This window comes from Mesorhizobium sp. M1163, assembly GCF_040318415.1.
In the GTDB taxonomy this organism is placed as follows: domain Bacteria; phylum Pseudomonadota; class Alphaproteobacteria; order Rhizobiales; family Rhizobiaceae; genus Mesorhizobium.
In genome coordinates, this window is the sequence record NZ_JAMYMF010000062.1 from 1 (window position 1) to 18,579 (window position 18,579).

The 18,579-nt window shown below is 62.0% G+C and carries 17 protein-coding genes; 14 read left to right on the forward strand and 3 right to left on the reverse strand.

The genetic code is table 11. The features are described 5' to 3' along the window. From NKH43_RS33210 to NKH43_RS33240, 7 genes are all read left to right on the forward strand, one after another. The coding region (locus NKH43_RS33210) for a hypothetical protein (protein WP_352861724.1) at nt 1-226 on the forward strand (226 nt) is incomplete at its 5' end. A gap of 40 nt (nt 227-266) precedes the next feature. Then, on the forward strand, nt 267-2,063 hold the full coding sequence (locus NKH43_RS33215) for an acyl-CoA dehydrogenase (RefSeq protein WP_352861726.1): 1,797 nt from the start codon (nt 267-269) through the stop codon (nt 2,061-2,063). A gap of 114 nt (nt 2,064-2,177) precedes the next feature. Next, nucleotides 2,178-3,347, forward strand: coding sequence for an acyl-CoA dehydrogenase family protein (locus NKH43_RS33220; RefSeq protein WP_352861728.1), 1,170 nt, complete (start codon nt 2,178-2,180; stop codon nt 3,345-3,347). A gap of 31 nt (nt 3,348-3,378) precedes the next feature. Further along, the gene (locus NKH43_RS33225; protein ID WP_352861729.1) at nt 3,379-4,587 is read left to right on the forward strand and encodes an acetyl-CoA C-acetyltransferase; all 1,209 of its coding nucleotides are present in this window, start codon (nt 3,379-3,381) and stop codon (nt 4,585-4,587) included. 12 nt (nt 4,588-4,599) lie between these two features. Continuing rightward, on the forward strand, nt 4,600-6,819 hold the full coding sequence (locus NKH43_RS33230) for a 3-hydroxyacyl-CoA dehydrogenase NAD-binding domain-containing protein (protein WP_352861730.1): 2,220 nt from the start codon (nt 4,600-4,602) through the stop codon (nt 6,817-6,819). 81 nt (nt 6,820-6,900) lie between these two features. After that, nucleotides 6,901-7,545, forward strand: a complete 645-nt coding sequence (locus NKH43_RS33235; protein ID WP_023719508.1) for a S24 family peptidase — start codon at nt 6,901-6,903, stop codon at nt 7,543-7,545. 11 nt (nt 7,546-7,556) lie between these two features. After that, the gene (locus tag NKH43_RS33240; RefSeq protein WP_352861732.1) at nt 7,557-8,393 is read left to right on the forward strand and encodes a thermonuclease family protein; all 837 of its coding nucleotides are present in this window, start codon (nt 7,557-7,559) and stop codon (nt 8,391-8,393) included. Here NKH43_RS33240 and NKH43_RS33245 read toward each other — a convergent pair. Further along, a complete protein-coding gene (locus tag NKH43_RS33245; protein WP_352716970.1) occupies nt 8,356-10,011 on the reverse strand; it encodes a lysine--tRNA ligase in 1,656 nt (551 codons plus the stop codon). The two genes, NKH43_RS33240 and NKH43_RS33245, sit on opposite strands and share 38 nt — an antisense overlap. Nucleotides 10,012-10,258: 247 nt before the next feature. On the opposite strand from NKH43_RS33245, the gene NKH43_RS33250 reads away from it, so the two are divergent. Continuing rightward, nucleotides 10,259-10,669, forward strand: coding sequence for a tellurite resistance TerB family protein (locus tag NKH43_RS33250; RefSeq protein WP_023719505.1), 411 nt, complete (start codon nt 10,259-10,261; stop codon nt 10,667-10,669). 14 nt (nt 10,670-10,683) lie between these two features. Here the strand turns inward: NKH43_RS33250 and NKH43_RS33255 are convergent, their stop codons facing one another. After that, nucleotides 10,684-11,535, reverse strand: coding sequence for an ABC transporter substrate-binding protein (locus tag NKH43_RS33255; RefSeq protein ID WP_352482486.1), 852 nt, complete (start codon nt 11,533-11,535; stop codon nt 10,684-10,686). A gap of 271 nt (nt 11,536-11,806) precedes the next feature. Between NKH43_RS33255 and NKH43_RS33260 the strand changes: the two genes are divergently transcribed. The 3 genes from NKH43_RS33260 (at nt 11,807) to NKH43_RS33270 (ending at nt 14,038) form a co-directional block, all read left to right on the forward strand. Beyond that, nucleotides 11,807-12,538: a helix-turn-helix transcriptional regulator gene (locus NKH43_RS33260; RefSeq protein WP_023719503.1), complete on the forward strand. Its 732-nt coding sequence runs from the start codon at nt 11,807-11,809 to the stop codon at nt 12,536-12,538. A gap of 97 nt (nt 12,539-12,635) precedes the next feature. Beyond that, nucleotides 12,636-13,274, forward strand: a complete 639-nt coding sequence (locus NKH43_RS33265; RefSeq protein WP_023719502.1) for an acyl-homoserine-lactone synthase — start codon at nt 12,636-12,638, stop codon at nt 13,272-13,274. 14 nt (nt 13,275-13,288) lie between these two features. Then, nucleotides 13,289-14,038 carry an enoyl-CoA hydratase-related protein gene (locus tag NKH43_RS33270; protein WP_023719501.1) on the forward strand — a complete coding sequence of 250 codons (750 nt, stop codon included), beginning with the start codon at nt 13,289-13,291 and terminating at the stop codon, nt 14,036-14,038. 24 nt (nt 14,039-14,062) lie between these two features. Here the strand turns inward: NKH43_RS33270 and ppk2 are convergent, their stop codons facing one another. After that, nucleotides 14,063-14,965 carry a polyphosphate kinase 2 gene (gene ppk2, locus NKH43_RS33275; RefSeq protein WP_352861734.1) on the reverse strand — a complete coding sequence of 301 codons (903 nt, stop codon included), beginning with the start codon at nt 14,963-14,965 and terminating at the stop codon, nt 14,063-14,065. Between the two features lie 197 nt (nt 14,966-15,162). On the opposite strand from ppk2, the gene NKH43_RS33280 reads away from it, so the two are divergent. The 3 genes from NKH43_RS33280 to NKH43_RS33290 all read left to right on the forward strand — a co-directional run bounded on the left by NKH43_RS33280 (nt 15,163) and on the right by NKH43_RS33290 (nt 18,469). Then, entirely contained in the window at nt 15,163-16,428 is a 1,266-nt protein-coding gene (locus NKH43_RS33280; RefSeq protein ID WP_352861736.1) for an ATP-binding protein, read from the forward strand. A gap of 114 nt (nt 16,429-16,542) precedes the next feature. Continuing rightward, entirely contained in the window at nt 16,543-17,268 is a 726-nt protein-coding gene (gene phoU / locus NKH43_RS33285; RefSeq protein WP_352861738.1) for a phosphate signaling complex protein PhoU, read from the forward strand. A gap of 193 nt (nt 17,269-17,461) precedes the next feature. Beyond that, the gene (locus NKH43_RS33290; protein WP_352861740.1) at nt 17,462-18,469 is read left to right on the forward strand and encodes a magnesium and cobalt transport protein CorA; all 1,008 of its coding nucleotides are present in this window, start codon (nt 17,462-17,464) and stop codon (nt 18,467-18,469) included. The last annotated feature ends 110 nt before the right edge of the window (nt 18,470-18,579 follow it).

Here is an 18,579-nt window from a genome sequence, read left to right on the forward strand (position 1 = left end):
CGGCGCCGCTGGCCAGGGGGGCGAGAAAAACAAAACCGCCCTATTTCTCACTAATCACACCCGCGCGGCTTCCGCCGCGCGGTTCTTCGTCGTTACCGTCCTTCGCCGTTTGCCGTCTTGGCGCGCGGGAGAAAATTTGCCCCATCGCAGAATTGACGTTTACGAAAACGTCAATATTTGTTATCTCGACCGCAACGTTGGTCCGTCTGCCATCCTCATATGCTGAGGCTGATTTCGGGGCCAAGACCGCATGGTGGAGGAAACGCATGCCGATCTACAGAGCGCCGATCCGGGACACGCTGTTCGTGCTGAACGAGGTGCTGGGCTATCAGCGCTATTCCAATCTTCCCGGATTTTCCGACGCGACGCCGGACGCGCTCGAGGCCATCCTTGCCGAGGGCGCGAAGCTCGCCGAAAACGTCATGCAGCCGCTCAACCGTGTCGGCGACGTGGAAGGTTGTGTGCGCCATGTCGACGGGTCGGTGACGACGCCAAAAGGCTTCAAGGAAGCCTTCGACCAGTATCGCGAAGGTGGCTGGATGGGGCTCGCCGCACCTGTCGAGTTTGGCGGGCAAGGCTTGCCCTATGCAGTGCATACTGCGGTTGCCGAATATATGGTGTCGGCCAATATGTCGCTGATGATGTATGCCGGACTGACGCAAGGTGCGATCGCTGCGATCATCACCCATGGCACCAAAGAGCAGAAGGCGACATGGTTGCCGAAGCTGGTCGAGGGCGCCTGGACCGGCACCATGAACCTGACCGAGCCGCACTGCGGAACCGATCTCGGCTTGCTGCGCACCAAGGCCGTTCCAAATGGCGACGGCACCTACAGGATCTCCGGCCAGAAGATATTCATCTCGGCCGGCGAGCATGACATGTCGGGAAACATCGTCCACCTCGTGCTGGCCCGTATCGAGGGCGCGCCGGATGGCGTGAAGGGCATCTCGCTGTTCATCGTGCCGAAGCTCAAGCTCGATGCATCAGGCAATCCGGGCGAGAAGAACACCGTCTCCTGTGGCTCGATCGAGGAGAAGATGGGAATCCATGGCAATTCGACCTGCGTCATGAATTATGACGACGCTGAAGGCACACTGCTCGGCGAGGCCAATGGCGGGCTGAAAGCCATGTTCACCATGATGAATGAGGCGCGGCTTGGCGTCGGCCTGCAGGGGCTCTCACTGTCGGAGGTTGCCTATCAGAATGCGGTTTCCTACGCCAAGGATCGTCTGCAGGGCCGCTCGCTGTCAGGGCTGAAGGCGCCGGACAGGAAGGCCGATCCGATCATCGTCCATCCGGACATCCGCCGCAGCCTGATGACCATGAAAGCTTTCAACGAGGCCGGTCGGGCGCTGGCGCTGTGGACGGCGATCAAGTCCGACATCGCTCACCGCTCCGGTGACGACAAGGACCGCCAGGCCGCCGACGACTACACCGGGCTGATGACGCCGGTGGTCAAGGGCGTGCTCACCGACAAGGGTTTCGATCATGCGGTAATGGCGCAGCAGGTGTTCGGAGGCCACGGCTATATAGAAGAGCACGGCATGAGCCAGTTCGTCCGCGATGCCCGCATCGCCATGATCTATGAGGGTGCCAACGGCATCCAGGCACTCGACCTCGTCGGCCGCAAGCTGGCCTTGAATGGCGGTCGCGCGGTGCAGGCGTTCTTTAGGGAAGTCGGCGAGTTCTGCGAGGAGAACCGCACCGACGAGAAGATGGCGCCCTTCACCAAGGCGCTGAAGAAGAGCCTCAACGAGCTGCAGGCGGCGACGATGTGGCTGATGCAGAACGGCATGGCCAAGCCCGACAATGCCGGTGCCGCCTCGACCGACTACATGCATCTCTTCGGCCTGGTGGCGCTAGGCTATATGTGGGCGCAGATGGCCAGGGTGGCCGCAGCGAAATTGGCGAATGGCGCCGACGGCGCTTCGTCCTTCTACGACAACAAGCTGGTGACGGCGCGCTTCTTCGTGGAGCGGATCATGCCGGAGACGGCGGCGCACCTTGCCCGCATCTCCAGCGGCGCCGACACATTGATGGCGCTGCCGGCCGAAGCGTTCTAGGCTCCCCTCTTCCTCGCGAGGAGGGTGGCCGCGAAGCGGCCGGGAGAGGGCGCCACGGCAGCGCGCCAGCCTCAATTCTGGCGGCGTGCTTGGAAGGAGGATCAGAGAATAAACATGACCAGTCCCGCCGAAATCCTTGGCCTTCCAAAACCCGCCTGGGCGGCGGACGAGGTCGGCATGCTTTATGACATGGCGCACCGCTTCATGTCGGAAGAGATCGCGCCGCGTTACGACGAGTTCGAGAAGAACGAGATGGTCGACCGCGAAAGCTGGCTGAAGGCGGGTGCGGCCGGCCTGCTCTGCGCCTCGATGCCGGAGGAATATGGCGGCTCGGGCGGCAGCTTCGCGCATGAGAGCGCCATCATCGAGGCGATCGCCCATGTCGGCGTCGACGGGTTCGGCATTGGCCTGCACAATTCGATCGTCGCCCCCTACATCCTCCATTACGGCTCGGACGAGCAGAAGAAGAAATGGCTGCCGAGGCTGGCGACCGGCGAACTGATCGGCGCCATCGCCATGACCGAGCCGGGTGCGGGCTCCGACCTGCAGGGCGTCAAGACGCGCGCCGAAAAGGACGGCAACCAGTACAAACTCAACGGCTCGAAGACCTTTATCACCAACGGCCAGCTCGCTAACTTCATCATCGTCGTCACCAAGACCGATCCGCAGAAAGGTGCCAAGGGCATCTCGCTGATCGTCGTCGAGACCGACGAGGTGGAGGGCTTCGAGCGCGGCCGCAACCTCGACAAGATCGGCCTCAAGGCCAACGACACGTCGGAACTGTTCTTCAACGACGTGCGTGTGCCGACCTCGAACCTGCTTGCCAACGAGGAAGGCCAGGGCTTCGTCCAGCTGATGCAGCAATTGCCGCAGGAGCGGCTGCAGATCGGCACCACTGCTATCGCCATGGTCGAGCGGGCGCTGGCTCTTACCATCGACTACGTCAAGGAGCGCAAGGCCTTCGGCAAGGCCATCATCGAATTCCAGAACACCCAGTTCAAGCTGGCCGAATTGAAGACCGAGGCGACCATTGGGCGCGTCTTCTACAATGACTGCGTTGCCCGCCACATTAACGGCGGCCTCGACCCGGTGACGGCCTCGATGGCCAAATACTGGCTGTCAGACCTGCAGGGAAAAGTCGTCGACGAATGCCTTCAATTGCATGGCGGCTATGGCTACATGAATGAATATCCGATTGCGCGCATGTTCCGCGACGCCCGCGTCCAGCGCATCTACGGCGGAACCAACGAGATCATGAAATTGCTGATCGGGCGCTCTCTCTGAGCGACTTTCAGCAAACCCAAGGAGCAGGAAAATGGCCGAAGCTTACGTCTATGATGCCGTGCGCACGCCGCGCGGCAGGGGCAAGAAGGATGGCTCGCTGCACGAAGTGCCGGCGGTGCGGCTCGGCGCCAAGGTGCTCGAGGCGATCCGCGACCGCAACGGGCTGGACACCTGCACCGTCGACGACATCATCTTCGGCTGTGTCGATCCGGTTGGCGAGGCGGGTGCAGTCATTCCACGTGCCGCTGCTTTCGAGGCCGGCTACGACACCAAGGCGCCTGGCATGCAGATATCGCGCTTCTGCGCCTCGGGCCTCGACGCCATCAATTTCGGCGCCGCCAAGATCGCGCAAGGCGCCGACGAGATCGTGATTGCCGGTGGCGTCGAATCGATGTCGCGGGTCGGCATGGGCGCCTCCGGCGGCCCCTGGTTCATGGATCCTTCGGTCGGCCTGCCCGGCTGGTTCGTGCCGCAAGGCATATCGGCCGACCTGATCGCCACCAAGTACGGGTTTTCGCGCGACGACGTCGATGCCTACGCGGTCGAAAGCCAGAAGCGTGCCGCCAAGGCGTGGGGCGAGGGCCGCTTCAAGAATTCGGTGATCTCGGTCAAGGACCAGAACGGCCTGACCATTCTCGATCACGACGAGCACATGCGGCCTTCGACCGACATGCAGTCGCTGGCCGCGCTCAACCCGTCCTTCGTCATGCCCGGCGAAATGGGCGGCTTCGACGCCGTCGCGGTGCAGAAGCATCCCGAGGTGGAAGAGGTCAACCACGTCCACCATGCCGGCAATTCGTCCGGCATCGTCGATGGCGCGGCGGCCGTGCTGCTCGGCTCGAAAAAGGCGGGAAAGACGCTCGACCTCAAGCCGCGCGCGCGTATCCGCGCCTTTGCCAACATCGGCTCCGAACCGGTGCTGATGCTGACCGGTCCGGTCGACGTCACCGAAAAGCTGTTGAGGCGGGCGAAGATGAAGCTGTCGGACATCGACCTGTTCGAGCTTAACGAGGCCTTCGCTTCGGTGGTGCTGCGCTACATGCAGGCTTTCGACATTCCTCATGACCGGATCAACGTCAATGGCGGCGCCATCGCCATGGGCCATCCGCTGGGCGCCACCGGTGCGATGATCTTCGGTACGGTGCTGGACGAATTGGAACGCCGCGACCTGAACACCGCGCTGGTGACGCTTTGCATCGGCGCCGGCATGGGCACCGCAACGATCATCGAACGCGTCTGACGGAGAGAGATGATGAGCTACAGCAATTTCACCCTCGACATCGACGCCGACGGCATTGCGCTGGTCACCTGGGACATGCCGGACCGTTCGATGAACGTCTTCACCCAAGAGGTGATGCTCGAACTGAACGCCATCGTCGACAAAGTGGCGAACGACGCTGCGATCAAGGGGGCGGTGATCACTTCTGGCAAGGATACGTTCTCGGGCGGCGCCGACATCACCATGCTGCAGAAGATGCTGGCGACCTTCGCCGCCGACAAGGCAAAGGACCCAGAGAAGGCGACCAAGGCGCTGTTCGACAATGCGGGCTATATGAACGGCCTGTTCCGTAAGCTGGAAACCTCGGGCAAGCCTTGGGTTTCGGCGATCAACGGCACCTGCATGGGCGGCGCGTTCGAATTGTCGCTCGCCTGCCATGGCCGTGTCGCAGCCGATTCCGACAAGGTGAGGATGGCACTTCCCGAAGTGAAGATCGGCATTTTTCCCGGCGCCGGCGGAACCCAGCGCGTGCCGCGACTGACCGACCAGCAGCAGGCGCTGCAAATGCTGACCTCCGGCCAGACGTTGTCGCCGCAGAGGGCCAAGTCGATGGGCCTGATCCATGAGATTGCCGAGCCGGACAAGCTGGTCGAAACCGCCAAGGCGATGATCAGGAACGGCTTGAAACCGGTGGCGCCCTGGGACGAAAAAGGCTTCAAGCTGCCCGGCGCTCCGATCTATTCGGTGGCCGGTGCCAATCTGTGGCCGCCGGCCATCGCCATCCTGCGCCGCGAGACCTATGGTAACTATCCCGCCGCTGCCGCCATCCTGAAATGCGTTTACGAGGGCTTGCTGGTGCCGTTCGACACCGCCTTGCGGATCGAGCAGCGCTACTTCACCGAGATCATGCAGACCAGGGAAGCGGCAGCGATGATCCGCTCGTTGTTCGTGTCGCTCCAGGAACTGAACAAGGGCGCGCGCCGCCCGGCCGGTGTGCCGGAAACGAGGTTCAAGAAGATCGGCGTGCTCGGCGCCGGCTTCATGGGCGCCGGCATTGCCTATGTGACGGCCAAGGCGGGCATTCCGGTGGTGCTGCTCGACCGTGACATGGAGTCTGCCGCCAAGGGCAAGGCGCATTCCGACAACCTTATCTTGGATCAGGTGAAGAAGGGCCGTGCCAAGCCACAGGACAAGGACCAGTTGCTGACGCTGATCACGCCGACGGCCGATTACGCCGATCTCGCCGGCTGCGATCTTGTCGTCGAGGCGGTATTCGAGGATTCGGCCGTAAAGAAGGGCGCCACCGAACAGGCCGAGGCTGTGCTCAAGCCTTCGGCGACCTTCGCCTCGAATACGTCCACCATACCGATTACATCGCTGGCCAGGAATTCGGCGCGGCCAAAGAATTTCATCGGCATCCACTTCTTCTCGCCGGTCGACAAGATGATGCTGGTCGAGATCATCCTCGGCAAGAAGACCGGCGACAAAGCGCTGGCCACCGCGATCGACTTTGTCCGCGCCATCAAGAAAACCCCGATTGTCGTCAACGATACGCGCGGTTTCTATGTCAATCGCTGCGTACTGCGCTACATGTCGGAAGCCTACAAGATGCTGATCGAAGGTGTTCCGGCGCCGATGATCGAGAATGCGGCGAAAGCCGCCGGCATGCCGGTCGGTCCTCTGGCGTTGACCGACGAGACCGCGATCGACCTTGCCCAGAAGATCATGAAGCAGACGATGCGCGATCTCGGCGACAAGGCGGTCGACCCGAAGCAGATGGCGCTGATCAGCACGATGGTCGACACACACGGTCGCTTGGGTCGCAAGAACAGCAAGGGCTTCTACGACTATCCGGCAAAACCTGCCAAGAAGAAGCTGTGGCCAGGCCTCAGGGACCTCTACCCGCAACTGGCGCCGGAGAGGGTCGATTATGAGGAACTGAAGCAGCGGCTGCTGGTCACCATCGCGCTTGAGGCGGCACGGGTGATGGAGGAGGGCATCGTTACCGATCCACGCGAGGCCGATGTCGGCTCGATCCTGGCCTTCGGCTTCGCGCCCTACACAGGCGGTGCACTGTCCTACATCGACGGCATCGGCGCGAAGAAATTCGTCAAGATCGCCAAGCGCCTGCAGAAGAAATACGGCGCCGAGTTCAGGGCGCCGAAGCTGCTGCTCGACATGGCCGAGAAGGGCGAGACCTTCTATGAGCGTTTCGATCCCTATGACAGGAACGAGGCCAAGGAGGCAGCGTGACGCCGTCTTCGGCGGTGGACAAGATGGCGGCCAAGAGGTAGAACAGGGAAGGTATTTTTTCCTGTTTCGAAGGAGAGCAAGGTGCTCTCGCATGACCGCGTTTGGGCCGCCATCGACGCTCTCGCCGAGCGTTATTCGCTTTCGGCCTCCGGGCTGGCCAGGCGCGCTGGCCTCGACTCGACGGCCTTCAACAAATCGAAGCGGCTGTCCTCGGATGGGCGGCCGCGCTGGCCGTCGACCGAATCGCTGGCCAAGATCATCGAGGCGACCGGCGCCTCGCTGGATGAATTTGCGGGGCTGGTCGAAGGCCGGGGTAATTCCGGCGCACTGCCCGTGCAGAAATCGTCGGTGCCGCTGCTCGGCTTCGCCCAGGCGGGCGCCGGTGGCTTCTTCGACGACGCCGGGTTTCCGGCGGGGCAGGGATGGGACCTGATCGAGCTGCCGGCACGGGCAACCGAAACCTCCTATGCGTTGAAGGTCCAGGGCGATTCCATGCTGCCGCTTTACCGCAATGGCGATGTCCTGATCGTCGAGCCGGGGGCTATCATACGAAAGGGCGATCGCGTCGTCGTCAAGACCAATGCCGGCGAGGTGATGGCCAAGGTGCTCGACCGCCAGACACCGAAGTCGATCGCGCTGGTCTCCCTCAATCCCGATCATCCGGACCGCGACATTCCCATGCGTGATGTCGAATGGGTGGCGCGGATTGTCTGGGCAAGCCAGTAGGCGCGGGGCCGGTGCGTCTGCCTCACCTTGCCTTGGCCGTTCTGGCGATTCCGGCGATGGCCACGGCAATTGTCATTGGCGGCCGCGCCGTCCAGAACCAAAGCGGCGGCCCTGGCGAGCAAATTCAGGTCAGCGCTGAACCCCAGCCCGCCGCGCCGGCTACGTCGGCCATCTCGAAACCAGAGGCGGCCAAGCAGGCTACGCATTCAAGGGCAATCGATCCGGAAATCGTGGTGCCGCCGCAGCTCGGTTCCGACGAGCTTGAACGGATTGAGCCGCGCGCACCGTTGAGCGATCGGGCATTGGCCGGACTGCCCAGGCCGCCAAAAACGAAAATGCCTGACGACTGGAAAGGCACGAAACTGTTCCAGCCGGTCGCGCCGGCCGCCGGGGTCATCGAGGCAAAGGGCTATTCGATTGCGGTTTCCGGCATCGACATCGTCAAGCAGGACGAGACTTGCACCGACGGCGGCAAGTCTTGGAGTTGCGGCATCCGGGCGCGAACTGCCTTCCGCGCTTTTCTGCGCGGTCGTGCGGTGGTCTGTGCCGTGCCGCCCGAAGGCGGCCGTGACCTGATCGCCGCCGAGTGCCGGATCGGCAATCAGGATATCGGCCAATGGTTGGTCGAAAACGGCTGGGCGCGCGCCGCCAAGGGCGGCGCTTACATAGAAGCCGGCGAGAAGGCGCGTGCAGCGAAAAAGGGCGTCTTCGGGCCGGCGCCGAGCGTCTCAGGCCTGCCGCCGCTCCCGGCTGCGTCGCGATCCGCGCCTGTGGCGCCGGGCTCGATCCTGGAGGAGCAGGACGGCGTCCTCAAGCCGCCAGCTGACCAGCAAGCGCCCGTCGAATGAGCTCACGCGTTTCGGCAATGCCGTAGAGTGCGGCGAAGGAACCGAAGCGCGGCCCGCGTTCCTGACCTATCAGCACCTGATAAATCATCTGGAAGAAGGCGACGGAGACGCCGGGTCCACCCTCAGGGCTCTGCTTGGAACGATCCTGGTAGCGCTCGATCTTGCGCGCGACATTGAGGGCGGCGTTCTGGATCGCCTCGCCGGCGGCGTCAGCGGGCAGCGCGGCGAGCGCTTCCGAAAGTTTGGTCAGCGCCTCGCGCTCGACCGCGTCGGCGGCACGGTACACCTTAGCCGGCTTCACGAAATCGTCGAAATAGCGGATCGCATATTCGGTCAGCCGGTCGAGTTCGGGGTGAGTTGCCGGCGTCACACCCGGTGCGTGGCGCGAAATGAAGCCCCACAGCACGTCCCTGTTCTGCGCATTCGAGGCGCTGACCAGGTTGAGCAGCAGCGCGAACGACACCGGCAGGTCGATGATAGGCGGATTGCCGTCATGCATGTGCCAGACCGGATTGCCCAGCCGTTCTTTCCAATCCTGCTTCTGATAAGCAGAGAGGAACGTGTAATATTCGTCTACCGCCTTCGGGATGACGTCGAAATAAAGCTTCTTCGCGGTTCGCGGGCGCTGGAACATATAAAGGCTAAGGCTCTCGGTCGGCGCATAAGTCAGCCACTCGTCGATGGTTAGCCCATTGCCCTTCGACTTCGAGATCTTCTGGCCGTGCTCGTCGAGGAACAGCTCATAATTGAAGCCCTCCGGCGCTGGAGCATCGAGCGCACGGCAAATCTGCCCGGCGAGCTTGACGGAATCGATCAGATCCTTGCCGGACATCTCGTAATCGACGCCGAGTGCTGCCCAGCGCATCGCCCAGTCTGGCTTCCATTGCAGCTTGGCATGACCGCCGGTCACCGGCGTCTCGAAGCGCTCGCCGGTGTCCGGGTCGCGCCACACGATGGTGCCGGCGTCGAGCTTGCGCTCATCGATCGCGACTTGCATGACGATGCCGGTCTTGGGATGGATCGGCAGGAAGGGCGAATAGCTCTGCGCCCGCTCTTCACGCAGCGACGGCAGCATAATTGCCATCACCTTATCGAAGCGCTCGAGCATCTTGAGCAGCGTCGCGTCGAAGCGGCCGGAAGTATAATAGTCGGTCGAGGAAGCGAATTCGTAATCGAAGCCGAAACGGTCGAGGAAGGCGCGCAACCGTGCGTTATTGGCGGCGCCGAAGGACGGATACTCATTGGAGAAAGGGTCCGGTATCCGGGTCAGCGGCTTGCCGAGATACGCGCGCAGCATGTCCTTGTTAGGCACATTGTCCGGCACCTTGCGCAATCCGTCCATGTCATCGGAGAAGCACAGCAGCCGCGTCTTGACCTTGTCTTCGGTCAGCACTCGGAAGGCGTGGCGCACCATAGATGTGCGCGCCACCTCGCCGAAAGTGCCGATATGCGGCAGCCCCGACGGGCCGTAGCCGGTCTCGAACAGCACCGTTTCCGGGTAGCCGCTGCTCGCGTAGCGGGCGACGATCTTTTTCGCTTCCTCGAACGGCCACGCCTTGCTTTCGGCGGCGGCGGTGAGGACTTCCGGGCTGAGATCGATCGGCTGTTGTCCGGCCATGATGCTATTTCCTGCAGCTTTGCCGGCATCCGTGCCGGCAGCCGCATGCTCTAGACTATGATCCCGAAAAGTGGAACCCGGTTTCCGGGCAGGACCGTGATCAGGCAAGAAGATATGAGCCCCGTCCCATTTAGTCGGTATGGATCAGGCTTCAGGGCCTGACCGGAGCGTCAACGATCGCGGCTCTTTTTCCTTGCGGCGCCGGTCCCTCGTTCCTAACTTCGGGACCCGTCTCAAGGAGTTGTAAATGCCATTGTCGCCACACGAAGCCATGATCTACCTGATGGTCATCACCTCGGCGTCAGACCGCGACATGACCGATGTCGAACTGGCGCGGATCGGCGACGTCGTTCGATCCTGGCCGGTGTTTGAGGATTTCAATCAGGAGCGGCTGGTCGAGGTCGCCCAGGCCTGCCAGAAAATGCTGCAAGAAAAGGACGGGCTGGAGGGCGTCCTGGCGCGCGTCGCCGAGGCGCTGCCCGACCGCCTGCGTGACACCGCCTATGCCGCTGCCTTCGAGGTCGCGGCCGTCGATCTCGAAATGCGACTGGAGGAGGTGCGCGTGCTGCAGCTCGTCCGCCGGGAACTCGACCTCGATGCGCTGACGGTCGCCGCCATCGCGCGAGCCGCCAAGGCCCGCCTTCGCACGCTGACCTGAGCCAGCAGCCAAGCTCAGAAAAAGCTGACCGGAAAATAGCGCAGATAGAACTCGGCGAACGTGCCTTTCACCGAAATTTCCTGCAGCGCATAGTCGAAAGCGGCGGCCAGGGCCGGATCGTCGGCCCTAGTGGCGATCGCCATGCCCGAGCCGAGATATTCGGGCGCCAGATAGGGGCCGCCGGCAAAGCGGCAGCAGCCCGCCGCATCCGAACCGCCGAGCCAGAACGCAAAACGCATGCCATCGCCGAAGGCGGCGTCGATCTTGCCGGCTTTCAGCTCGCCATAAAGCTCCTCCGGCTTTGCGAAGGGGACGATTTGGACGTCGCCGAAATAATCGCGCAACATCCGCTCATGCCCGGAGCCGGCGATCACGCCGACACGCTTGCTGCGCAGCTTGTCGAACATTGGTTCCGTCAGCGCCTGTGTCTTCGGCACGACGAAGCGTGCCGGAAATTGCAGGTAGGAGCGTGAAAACGCGTATTTCGACCGCGATTCCGGCGTGGCGGCGATTCCGGCAATGATCGCTTCGCCTTCGCCTTTCCGCAGCGCGCCTTCGAGCTCGGCCCAGGGCAGCGCCTGGATCTGGCATTTTTCGGCAATGCCGAGCTCGGCGCAGATGGCGCGCGCCAGGTCCACATGGAAGCCGGACAGTCGGCCTGCCCCGTCGAGAAAGTTGAAGGGCGGGAAATCGGTGGTGGTCAGGAATCGCAGCCGCGGCAGCATCGAAAGGTCCGGCTTTGGCAGCCGCACCTTGGCGTCCCAAAACACCGGCACCTGCGGCTCCGCAGCGCGCGCAGCACCCGCAAGCGATTGCACTCCGATCAGCATCGAGATCAATGAAATGGATATGCACCGAAACGCCACGCGACGACTCCGTCCAGTCTTGCCCCGGCTTTCGTACGAAATAACACAGGTTCTTGTACGAAAATAACTCAGGCACAACGGTTTTTGGTTTCATCATGGCAATTTAGGGATATTGTTTAGTGAGTTTGCAAGTGACTGTATGATGCCGGCTGAAGAGGAGCGGTGGGGCGTACAGAGGGAGCAGCTTTGCAGTCCGGGGTTGATGGCGTAGTGCGGGTTGATCACTGCCATTGGTCTCAAGTGCGGAAGGCAACATGGGGTAGATGTTGCGATGGGTCATTTCGATCGTACCCTGGAGTTGATAGATCAGTTGCAGCACGCCGGCACAGCGGCCGCCGTCTGCGAAAAGCTGCTGGGGGTAACAAGCGGGTTCGGGCTGACGGCGCTGATGGCCGGGACGGTTCCCCAACCTGGAACGCCGAGAAATCAGCAAAAGAACCATGTGCTGCTTTGCGACTGGCCGGCTGAATGGCTTGAGCGCTACGTCGCGCGCAACTACGTCGATCACGATCCCGTCGTCAGCCACATGAAGCAGCTTCAGGCGCCGTTCCAGTGGCGGGAAGCGTCTCAGGGCATCCGCATCGGCAAGAGCGGCGGCGAGGTGATGGGCGACGCCGGTGAATTCAAGCTGCGCGACGGGTTGGCCTTCCCGCTGATCACGCTCGATGGCCAGATCGTCATGGTGTCGCTGGGCGGCGAGGCTGTCGAATTGTCGGGCGCCGAGTTCGGGTTGGTCTCGTTGGTCTCGACTTATGCGATTGGCCGCGCCATGCAGCTCCACACCATGGCGGGCAAAACCATCGACCATGTCGAATTGACGCCGCGTGAGCGCGAATGCCTGCAATGGGCCGCCGTTGGCAAGTCCGAATGGGAGATTTCCCAAATTCTCGGCATTTCGGAACACACGTCAGAGAAACACCTTCTTAACGCCAAAAGCAAACTCGGTGCCGTCAACCGGGTCCAAGCCGTCGCGGAAGCGATAAGGCGCGGCTATATTAACTAGGTCGGCCGCGCCGGCCTAGAAATTCTTGCCTACGTGATCGCGTAATTTTCTCGGGGGAGCACGGCCGTATTTTCCTATTGAACCTAGGAGACGGCAAATGCTTTTTTCCCTCACCACCCAGGAATTGATGGAACGCCCAGGCCTTTGGGAGGCAGTTCATCGGTTGCGTTACAAGATTTTCGTCGAGGAGATGGGATGGACCGATCTGCAGCGCCCCGATGGCCTCGAGATCGATCAATTCGACCACGACGAGGCAGTGCACCAGATCGTCATCCGCAATGGCGAGCTCGCCGGTTACCAGCGTATGTTGCCGACGACCCGGGCACATCTTCTAACCGATGTGCTGGCGGACCTTTATGAGGGAACCCCACCGTCGGGGCCGAATGTCTATGAACTGACCCGCTATGCGGTTGCGCCGGGATTCCGCGACGGCCGGCGCGGCGTGTCGACGGTGGGCACCGAACTGATCGCCGGCTTCGTCGAGTGGGGTCTGAAGCGCAACGTCAACCAGGTGATCATCGAATTCGAGCCGATGTGGGTGCTTCGCGCGCTGCAACTGCATTTCCTGGCAACGCCGCTCGGCTATCAGCGGACCTATGGCAACCAGCAGGTCGTTGCCACACTGCTCACCTTCAACGAGCACACGCTCGACGTGGTGCGATCGCGCCGCAATCACTTTGCGCCGGTGCTGGCCAGAGGGTACCCGGACATGCTCGGACAGAGACGCGCCTCGTAAGATTGGAGAGGGCCATGAACGTTCACTCAAAAACAGAATTCCGCAATCACACGCTGATCGTCACCGTATCGTCGGGTGACGGCCGCCCGGTGCTGGACAGGCGGGCCTACGAAAGCCTGGCCAGGACATTCCATGAAGCCGCTGTCGATGACGACGTCCGCGTCGTGGTCCTGCGCGGCCTGGCCGGGTGCTTTTGCCTCGGTGCTGATTTCTCCGAATTTCTCGATGCCACCAAACATCGGCGATTGATCGCGGCCGTCACCGATATGTTCCGCACGCTGGCGACGTTCCCGAAACCGGTGCTTGCCTGTGTCGACGGCGACGCCGTCGGCGTCGGCTGCACCATCCTGTTCCACTGCGACATGGTGATCGCCTCGAGCAAGAGCACGTTCCGGGTGCCGTTCGTCGATTTCGGCCTGGTGCCAGACGCGGCGACCAGCATCCTGGCGCCGCAGAAGCTCGGCTATGCCGGTGCGTTCCGTTTCTTCTGCCTCGGCGACACGCTCGCCGCCGAAGATGCCAGGCAGCTCGGCCTTGTCGGCGAGATCGTGACGGACGTCAGTGTCGAGGAAGCCACGTTGGCCAGAGCCAGGCAGCTCGCCAAGAAGCCAGTCGCGGCGCTGCTGCAGACGCGCGACCTGCTTAGGGGGGACACCGGCGCGCTCTGCGACCGCATCGACCAGGAGATCTCGCTTTTCCAGCAGGCGCTGCAGGACGACACCACGCTGAAGCGGCTGCAGCGGATTGCCCGGATGGCGGCATGAGAGCCGTGAATCGATGAGGTGAGCTTATTTTTCGAGGAAAGTCGGCCCTTCGCCGATGATCTTGTTGTCCTCCTTGCCGATGACGTCGAGGTCACGGCCGTCATAGGGAAGTGACAGGAGAATGCGCTGCATGACCGTCAGCCGTGCGCGCCGTTTGTCGTTCGCCCGCACAATGATCCAGGGCGCGAACTCCTTGTGCGTGCGTTCGACCATCAGGTCGCGCGCCTTGGTGTAGTCGTCCCATTTGGTGATGCCGGCGATGTCGATCGGCGAAAACTTCCAGCTCTTCAGCGGGCTCCAGCGACGGTCATGGAATCGCTCAAGCTGCGTTTCCCTGCCGATGTTCAGCCAGAATTTGAAGAAATAGATGCCCTCGTTGCGGATCATCCGCTCGAAATGCGGAACCTCGTCCAGAAATTGCTCGTGCTGCGCGGGCGTGCAGAATCCCATCACCGGTTCAACGCCGGCGCGGTTGTACCAGGAGCGGTCAAAGGTGACGAATTCGCCCGACGTCGGGAAGTGGTCGACGTAGCGCTGGAAGTACCATTGTCCAAGCTCGGTGGGCGTTGGCTTGGTCAGCGCCACGTTGCGCGCCGTGCGAGGGTTCAGATACTGGCGCAAAACGAAGATAGTGCCGCCCTTGCCGGCGGCGTCGCGCCCCTCGAACAGCGACATTACCCGCTTGCCCGTCGACTGCAGCCACGCCTGCGCCTTGACCAGCTCGATCTGCAGCTTCTCTAGCCTCTCGTCATACTCCTCGCTCTTCATCTTCTTGTCGTAAGGGTAACCGCCGGCGGTGAGCTTGCGGTCCTCGACCCAGTCGGGAAGCGCGGGGGCCTCGATGTCGAACGCCCTCTCCTTGCCGTCGATCATGATCTTCAGCGGCCCCGATGAGGGTGCGGCGGGGCTTTCCTTGGCGTTTTTCATCGAGGCGAACCTTTCCAGCTTCCGGACTCGTGCTATTGGGAGCCTTACTGCATCGGCCCGAAAATCGGAATCGATTTTCGGAAAGAACGATGCAGCAGATAAAGTGGTAGAGCGTCCTTTGTGCGTCCAATTGGACGCACTGCGCTCTAGCGCCGGTCCAGCAAGAAGTTCTTGAAGTGGCCGCAGACGGAGCGCAAATGGCCGACATCGGCACAGAGCGGAAAGGCAGGGCGCAAGCCGTCGCCATGCGGCTGTGGAACAGCCGCTGGCTGCTGGCGGCCGGCTTCGTTGCAGTTCTGATGGTCTATGGTTTTGCCGGCATATCCGGCTATGTGGTGCTGCTGGCAGGCGCCGTGCTGGTTGCCGCTGCGATGCTGCCGGCCGGCGTCGCGCATCAATCGACCGAAAATGCCGCGGCCATCGAGGCGAGCGGCCTGCAACGGCTTTCCGGCGAATATCTCGCGGCGGCGGTTGCCGATCCGCTGATCATTTTCGATCGCTCCGCCGCCATCGTCCATGCCAACGCCGCCGCCTTTGCAGCCTTTGGTGGGATTGCCCCCGGCGTATCGCTGTCGCTGAAATTCCGCGCGCCGGAAATGCAGGCCTTGCTCGACAGCATCCTGTCGGGCAACGTCGCCTCGGACAGCGTCGACTACATCGAAAAGCTGCCGGTCGAACGAGCCTATCGGGTGAGTGCGTCTTCTGTCGGCCACGCCACGGATCTCTACGTTCTGGTGTTCAAGGACCAGAGCGAAGCGCGCCGGATCGACAGGATGCGCGCCGACTTCATTGCCAATGCCAGCCATGAGCTGCGCACCCCTCTCGCCTCGATCGCCGGCTTCATCGAGACGCTGCGCGGGCCGGCCCGCAACGACCCTGCGGCACGCGAGCAGTTCCTGCAGATCATGCAAAACCAGACCAGCCGCATGGCGCGTCTTATCGACGACCTCCTGTCGCTGTCGCGCCTGGAGATGAAGCCCTATCTTAAGCCGGGAACCGAGGTCGATCTGCGCCAGGCCATCGACAGCGTCATCGATTCGCTTGGGCCGCTGGCCAAGGAAAACGGCGTCGCCATCGAGCGGGATTTCGCACAAGGGCCGCTCGACGTGCCCGGCGACCGGGACGAGCTTTTCCAGGTCTTCGAAAACCTGCTGGAAAACGCCTGCAAATACGGCCAGTCGGGTGGACGCGTCGTGGTGTCGATCACGCGCGGCGACGGCGATCCCGAACCGGGCATCGACGTCACCATCAGGGATTTCGGCCCCGGCATCCCCGAAGAACACATTCCGCGCATCACCGAGCGCTTCTACCGTGTCGATGTCGAGAACAGCCGGACCCAGAAGGGCACCGGCCTTGGCCTGTCCATCGTCAAGCATATCCTGACGCGCCACAACGCCAGGCTCTCCATCAGGTCGGAGGTCGGCAAGGGTGCGGCGTTCTCGGTTCATTTGCCGGCTCGCTGACACGGTACTATGTAACACATGATGGGTCGTTTCTTTCTTCTGTCATCCGGCTAGCGTATCAGCGGGGATTCGAGGGAACGACTCAACAAGGATATCCCGGGAAGGCATTCGTCCATGCAGTCCGTGCACATCGTCAGCGCCTATGACGAGGAGCTGAAATATCTGTCGAAGCGCATCGCGGCGATGGGCGGGCATGCCGAGCGCATGGTCGAGCAGGCAGTAGCGGCGCTGGTCAATGCGGATCCGGGGCTTGCCCAGAAAGTCATTCGAGACGACCTGGTTCTGGATGAGGGGCAGCGCGAGATCGACGACAAGGCGATCATCATCATCGCCACGCGCCAGCCGATGGCGACGGATTTGCGCGAGATCGTCGGAGCGATCCGCATCTCGGCGGACCTCGAACGGGTAGGCGACCTCGGCAAGAACATCGCCAAGCGGGTGGTTGCCGTCGCCGACGGGCGCCAGCCGAACAGCCTGTTCCGCGGCCTCGAGGCTTTGGCCAATCTGGCACTGACCCAGCTCAAGGAAGTGCTCGACGTCTATGCGTCGCGCTCGGTAGAGAAAATCGGTTTCGTGCGCGATCGCGACGACCAGATCGATGCCATGTACACCTCGCTGTTTCGCGAGTTGCTGACCTACATGATGGAAGACCCACGCAACATCACGCCCTGCACGCATCTCCTGTTTTGCGCCAAGAACATCGAGCGCATCGGCGACCACGCCACCAACATCGCCGAGACGATCTACTATATCGTCACCGGCGATCAGATGCCGGCCGATCGCCCGAAGGGCGACAAGACGGACAAGATCATTCTTCCCGCAACGCTGCCTGCGAAGTGAGTTCTCGAAACCAAGCGTGGTGGCCGCGCTGGACTCGCGGCTTGGTGGAGTGGCTCTCAAATCAGAAAAGCAGCTCCCCTGCTGCTCGACACTGATGCGAATTTCGGATTCGCCACCTGAGAGAAAATTGCGCTAAGCTTTGACGCGCCGACTTCTCAGTTCCGCGATGAAGGCCTGCCTTCAGGAGGCTGCGATGGAATATGTCCGCGAGTTTGCTCCTGCGCCGCCGATGTCGGGCATAATCGCTTGCAGCGTCTATACAGCTGGGCGGCGCATCGCCGACATACCCATCGAGGAAGCCGGCGAATGGGCTGGGAAGCCGGGCCATGTCGTCTGGATCGGACTGCTGGAGCCCGACCGCAATTTGTTGCTTCGCGTCCAGGCGCAATTCCATCTGCATGAGCTGGCGATTGAGGACGCCGAGCATCCGCACCAACGGCCGAAGATCGAGCAATATGGCGATGCCCTGTTCATCGTTGCCCGCACGGCGCAGTTGATCGACAGCCGTGTCACCTTCGGCGAGACGCATCTGTTCGTCGGCGCCGGCTACATCGTCAGCGTCAGGCATGGCCCGTCGACCTCCTACGCCGCCGTTCGCCAGCATTGGGAAAGCTGTCCGCATTCCCTCGCCAAGGGCGAGGATTTCGTCCTCTACGCCATTCTCGATTTCATCGTCGACAACTACATGCCGGTGCTCGAGCAGATCGAAAACGAGGTCGAGGCGATCGAGGACAAGGTTCTGCTGAAACCGATGACCGGCTCCGACATCGAGCGGCTTTACATGCTGCGCCGCGATCTCTTGCGCCTGCGTAATGCGGCCCTGCCGCTGGTGGAGGTCTGCCGGCGGCTGACCAGCGCCGATCTGCCGCAAATTCATACAGCCATGCACCCACTGTTTCGCGACGTCACCGACCACATCCGCACTGTCCAGGAAAAGATCGACAGCCTGCGTGAGGTTCTCGCCTTCGCCTTCGAGGCGAGCCTTCTGGTCGGTCAGAGCCAGGAGACGGCGATCTCCAAGAAGCTTGCCTCATGGGCCGCCATCTTGGCCGTGCCGACAGCATTCGCCGGCATCTACGGCATGAATTTCAGCGACATGCCGGAACTGAGGATGGAATATGGCTACCCGGCCGTACTGGCGGCAATCGCCCTGATCTGCACGGTTCTCTACTGGCGGTTTCGCAAGAACGGGTGGCTTTGAAGAGAGGGCAGTAGGGCAGTAGGGCAGTAGGGCAGTAGGGCAGTAGGGCAGAAGGGCAGAATCGCAGAGGGCAAAAAGCAAAAAAGGCAACTATAACAGTATCCAAATAC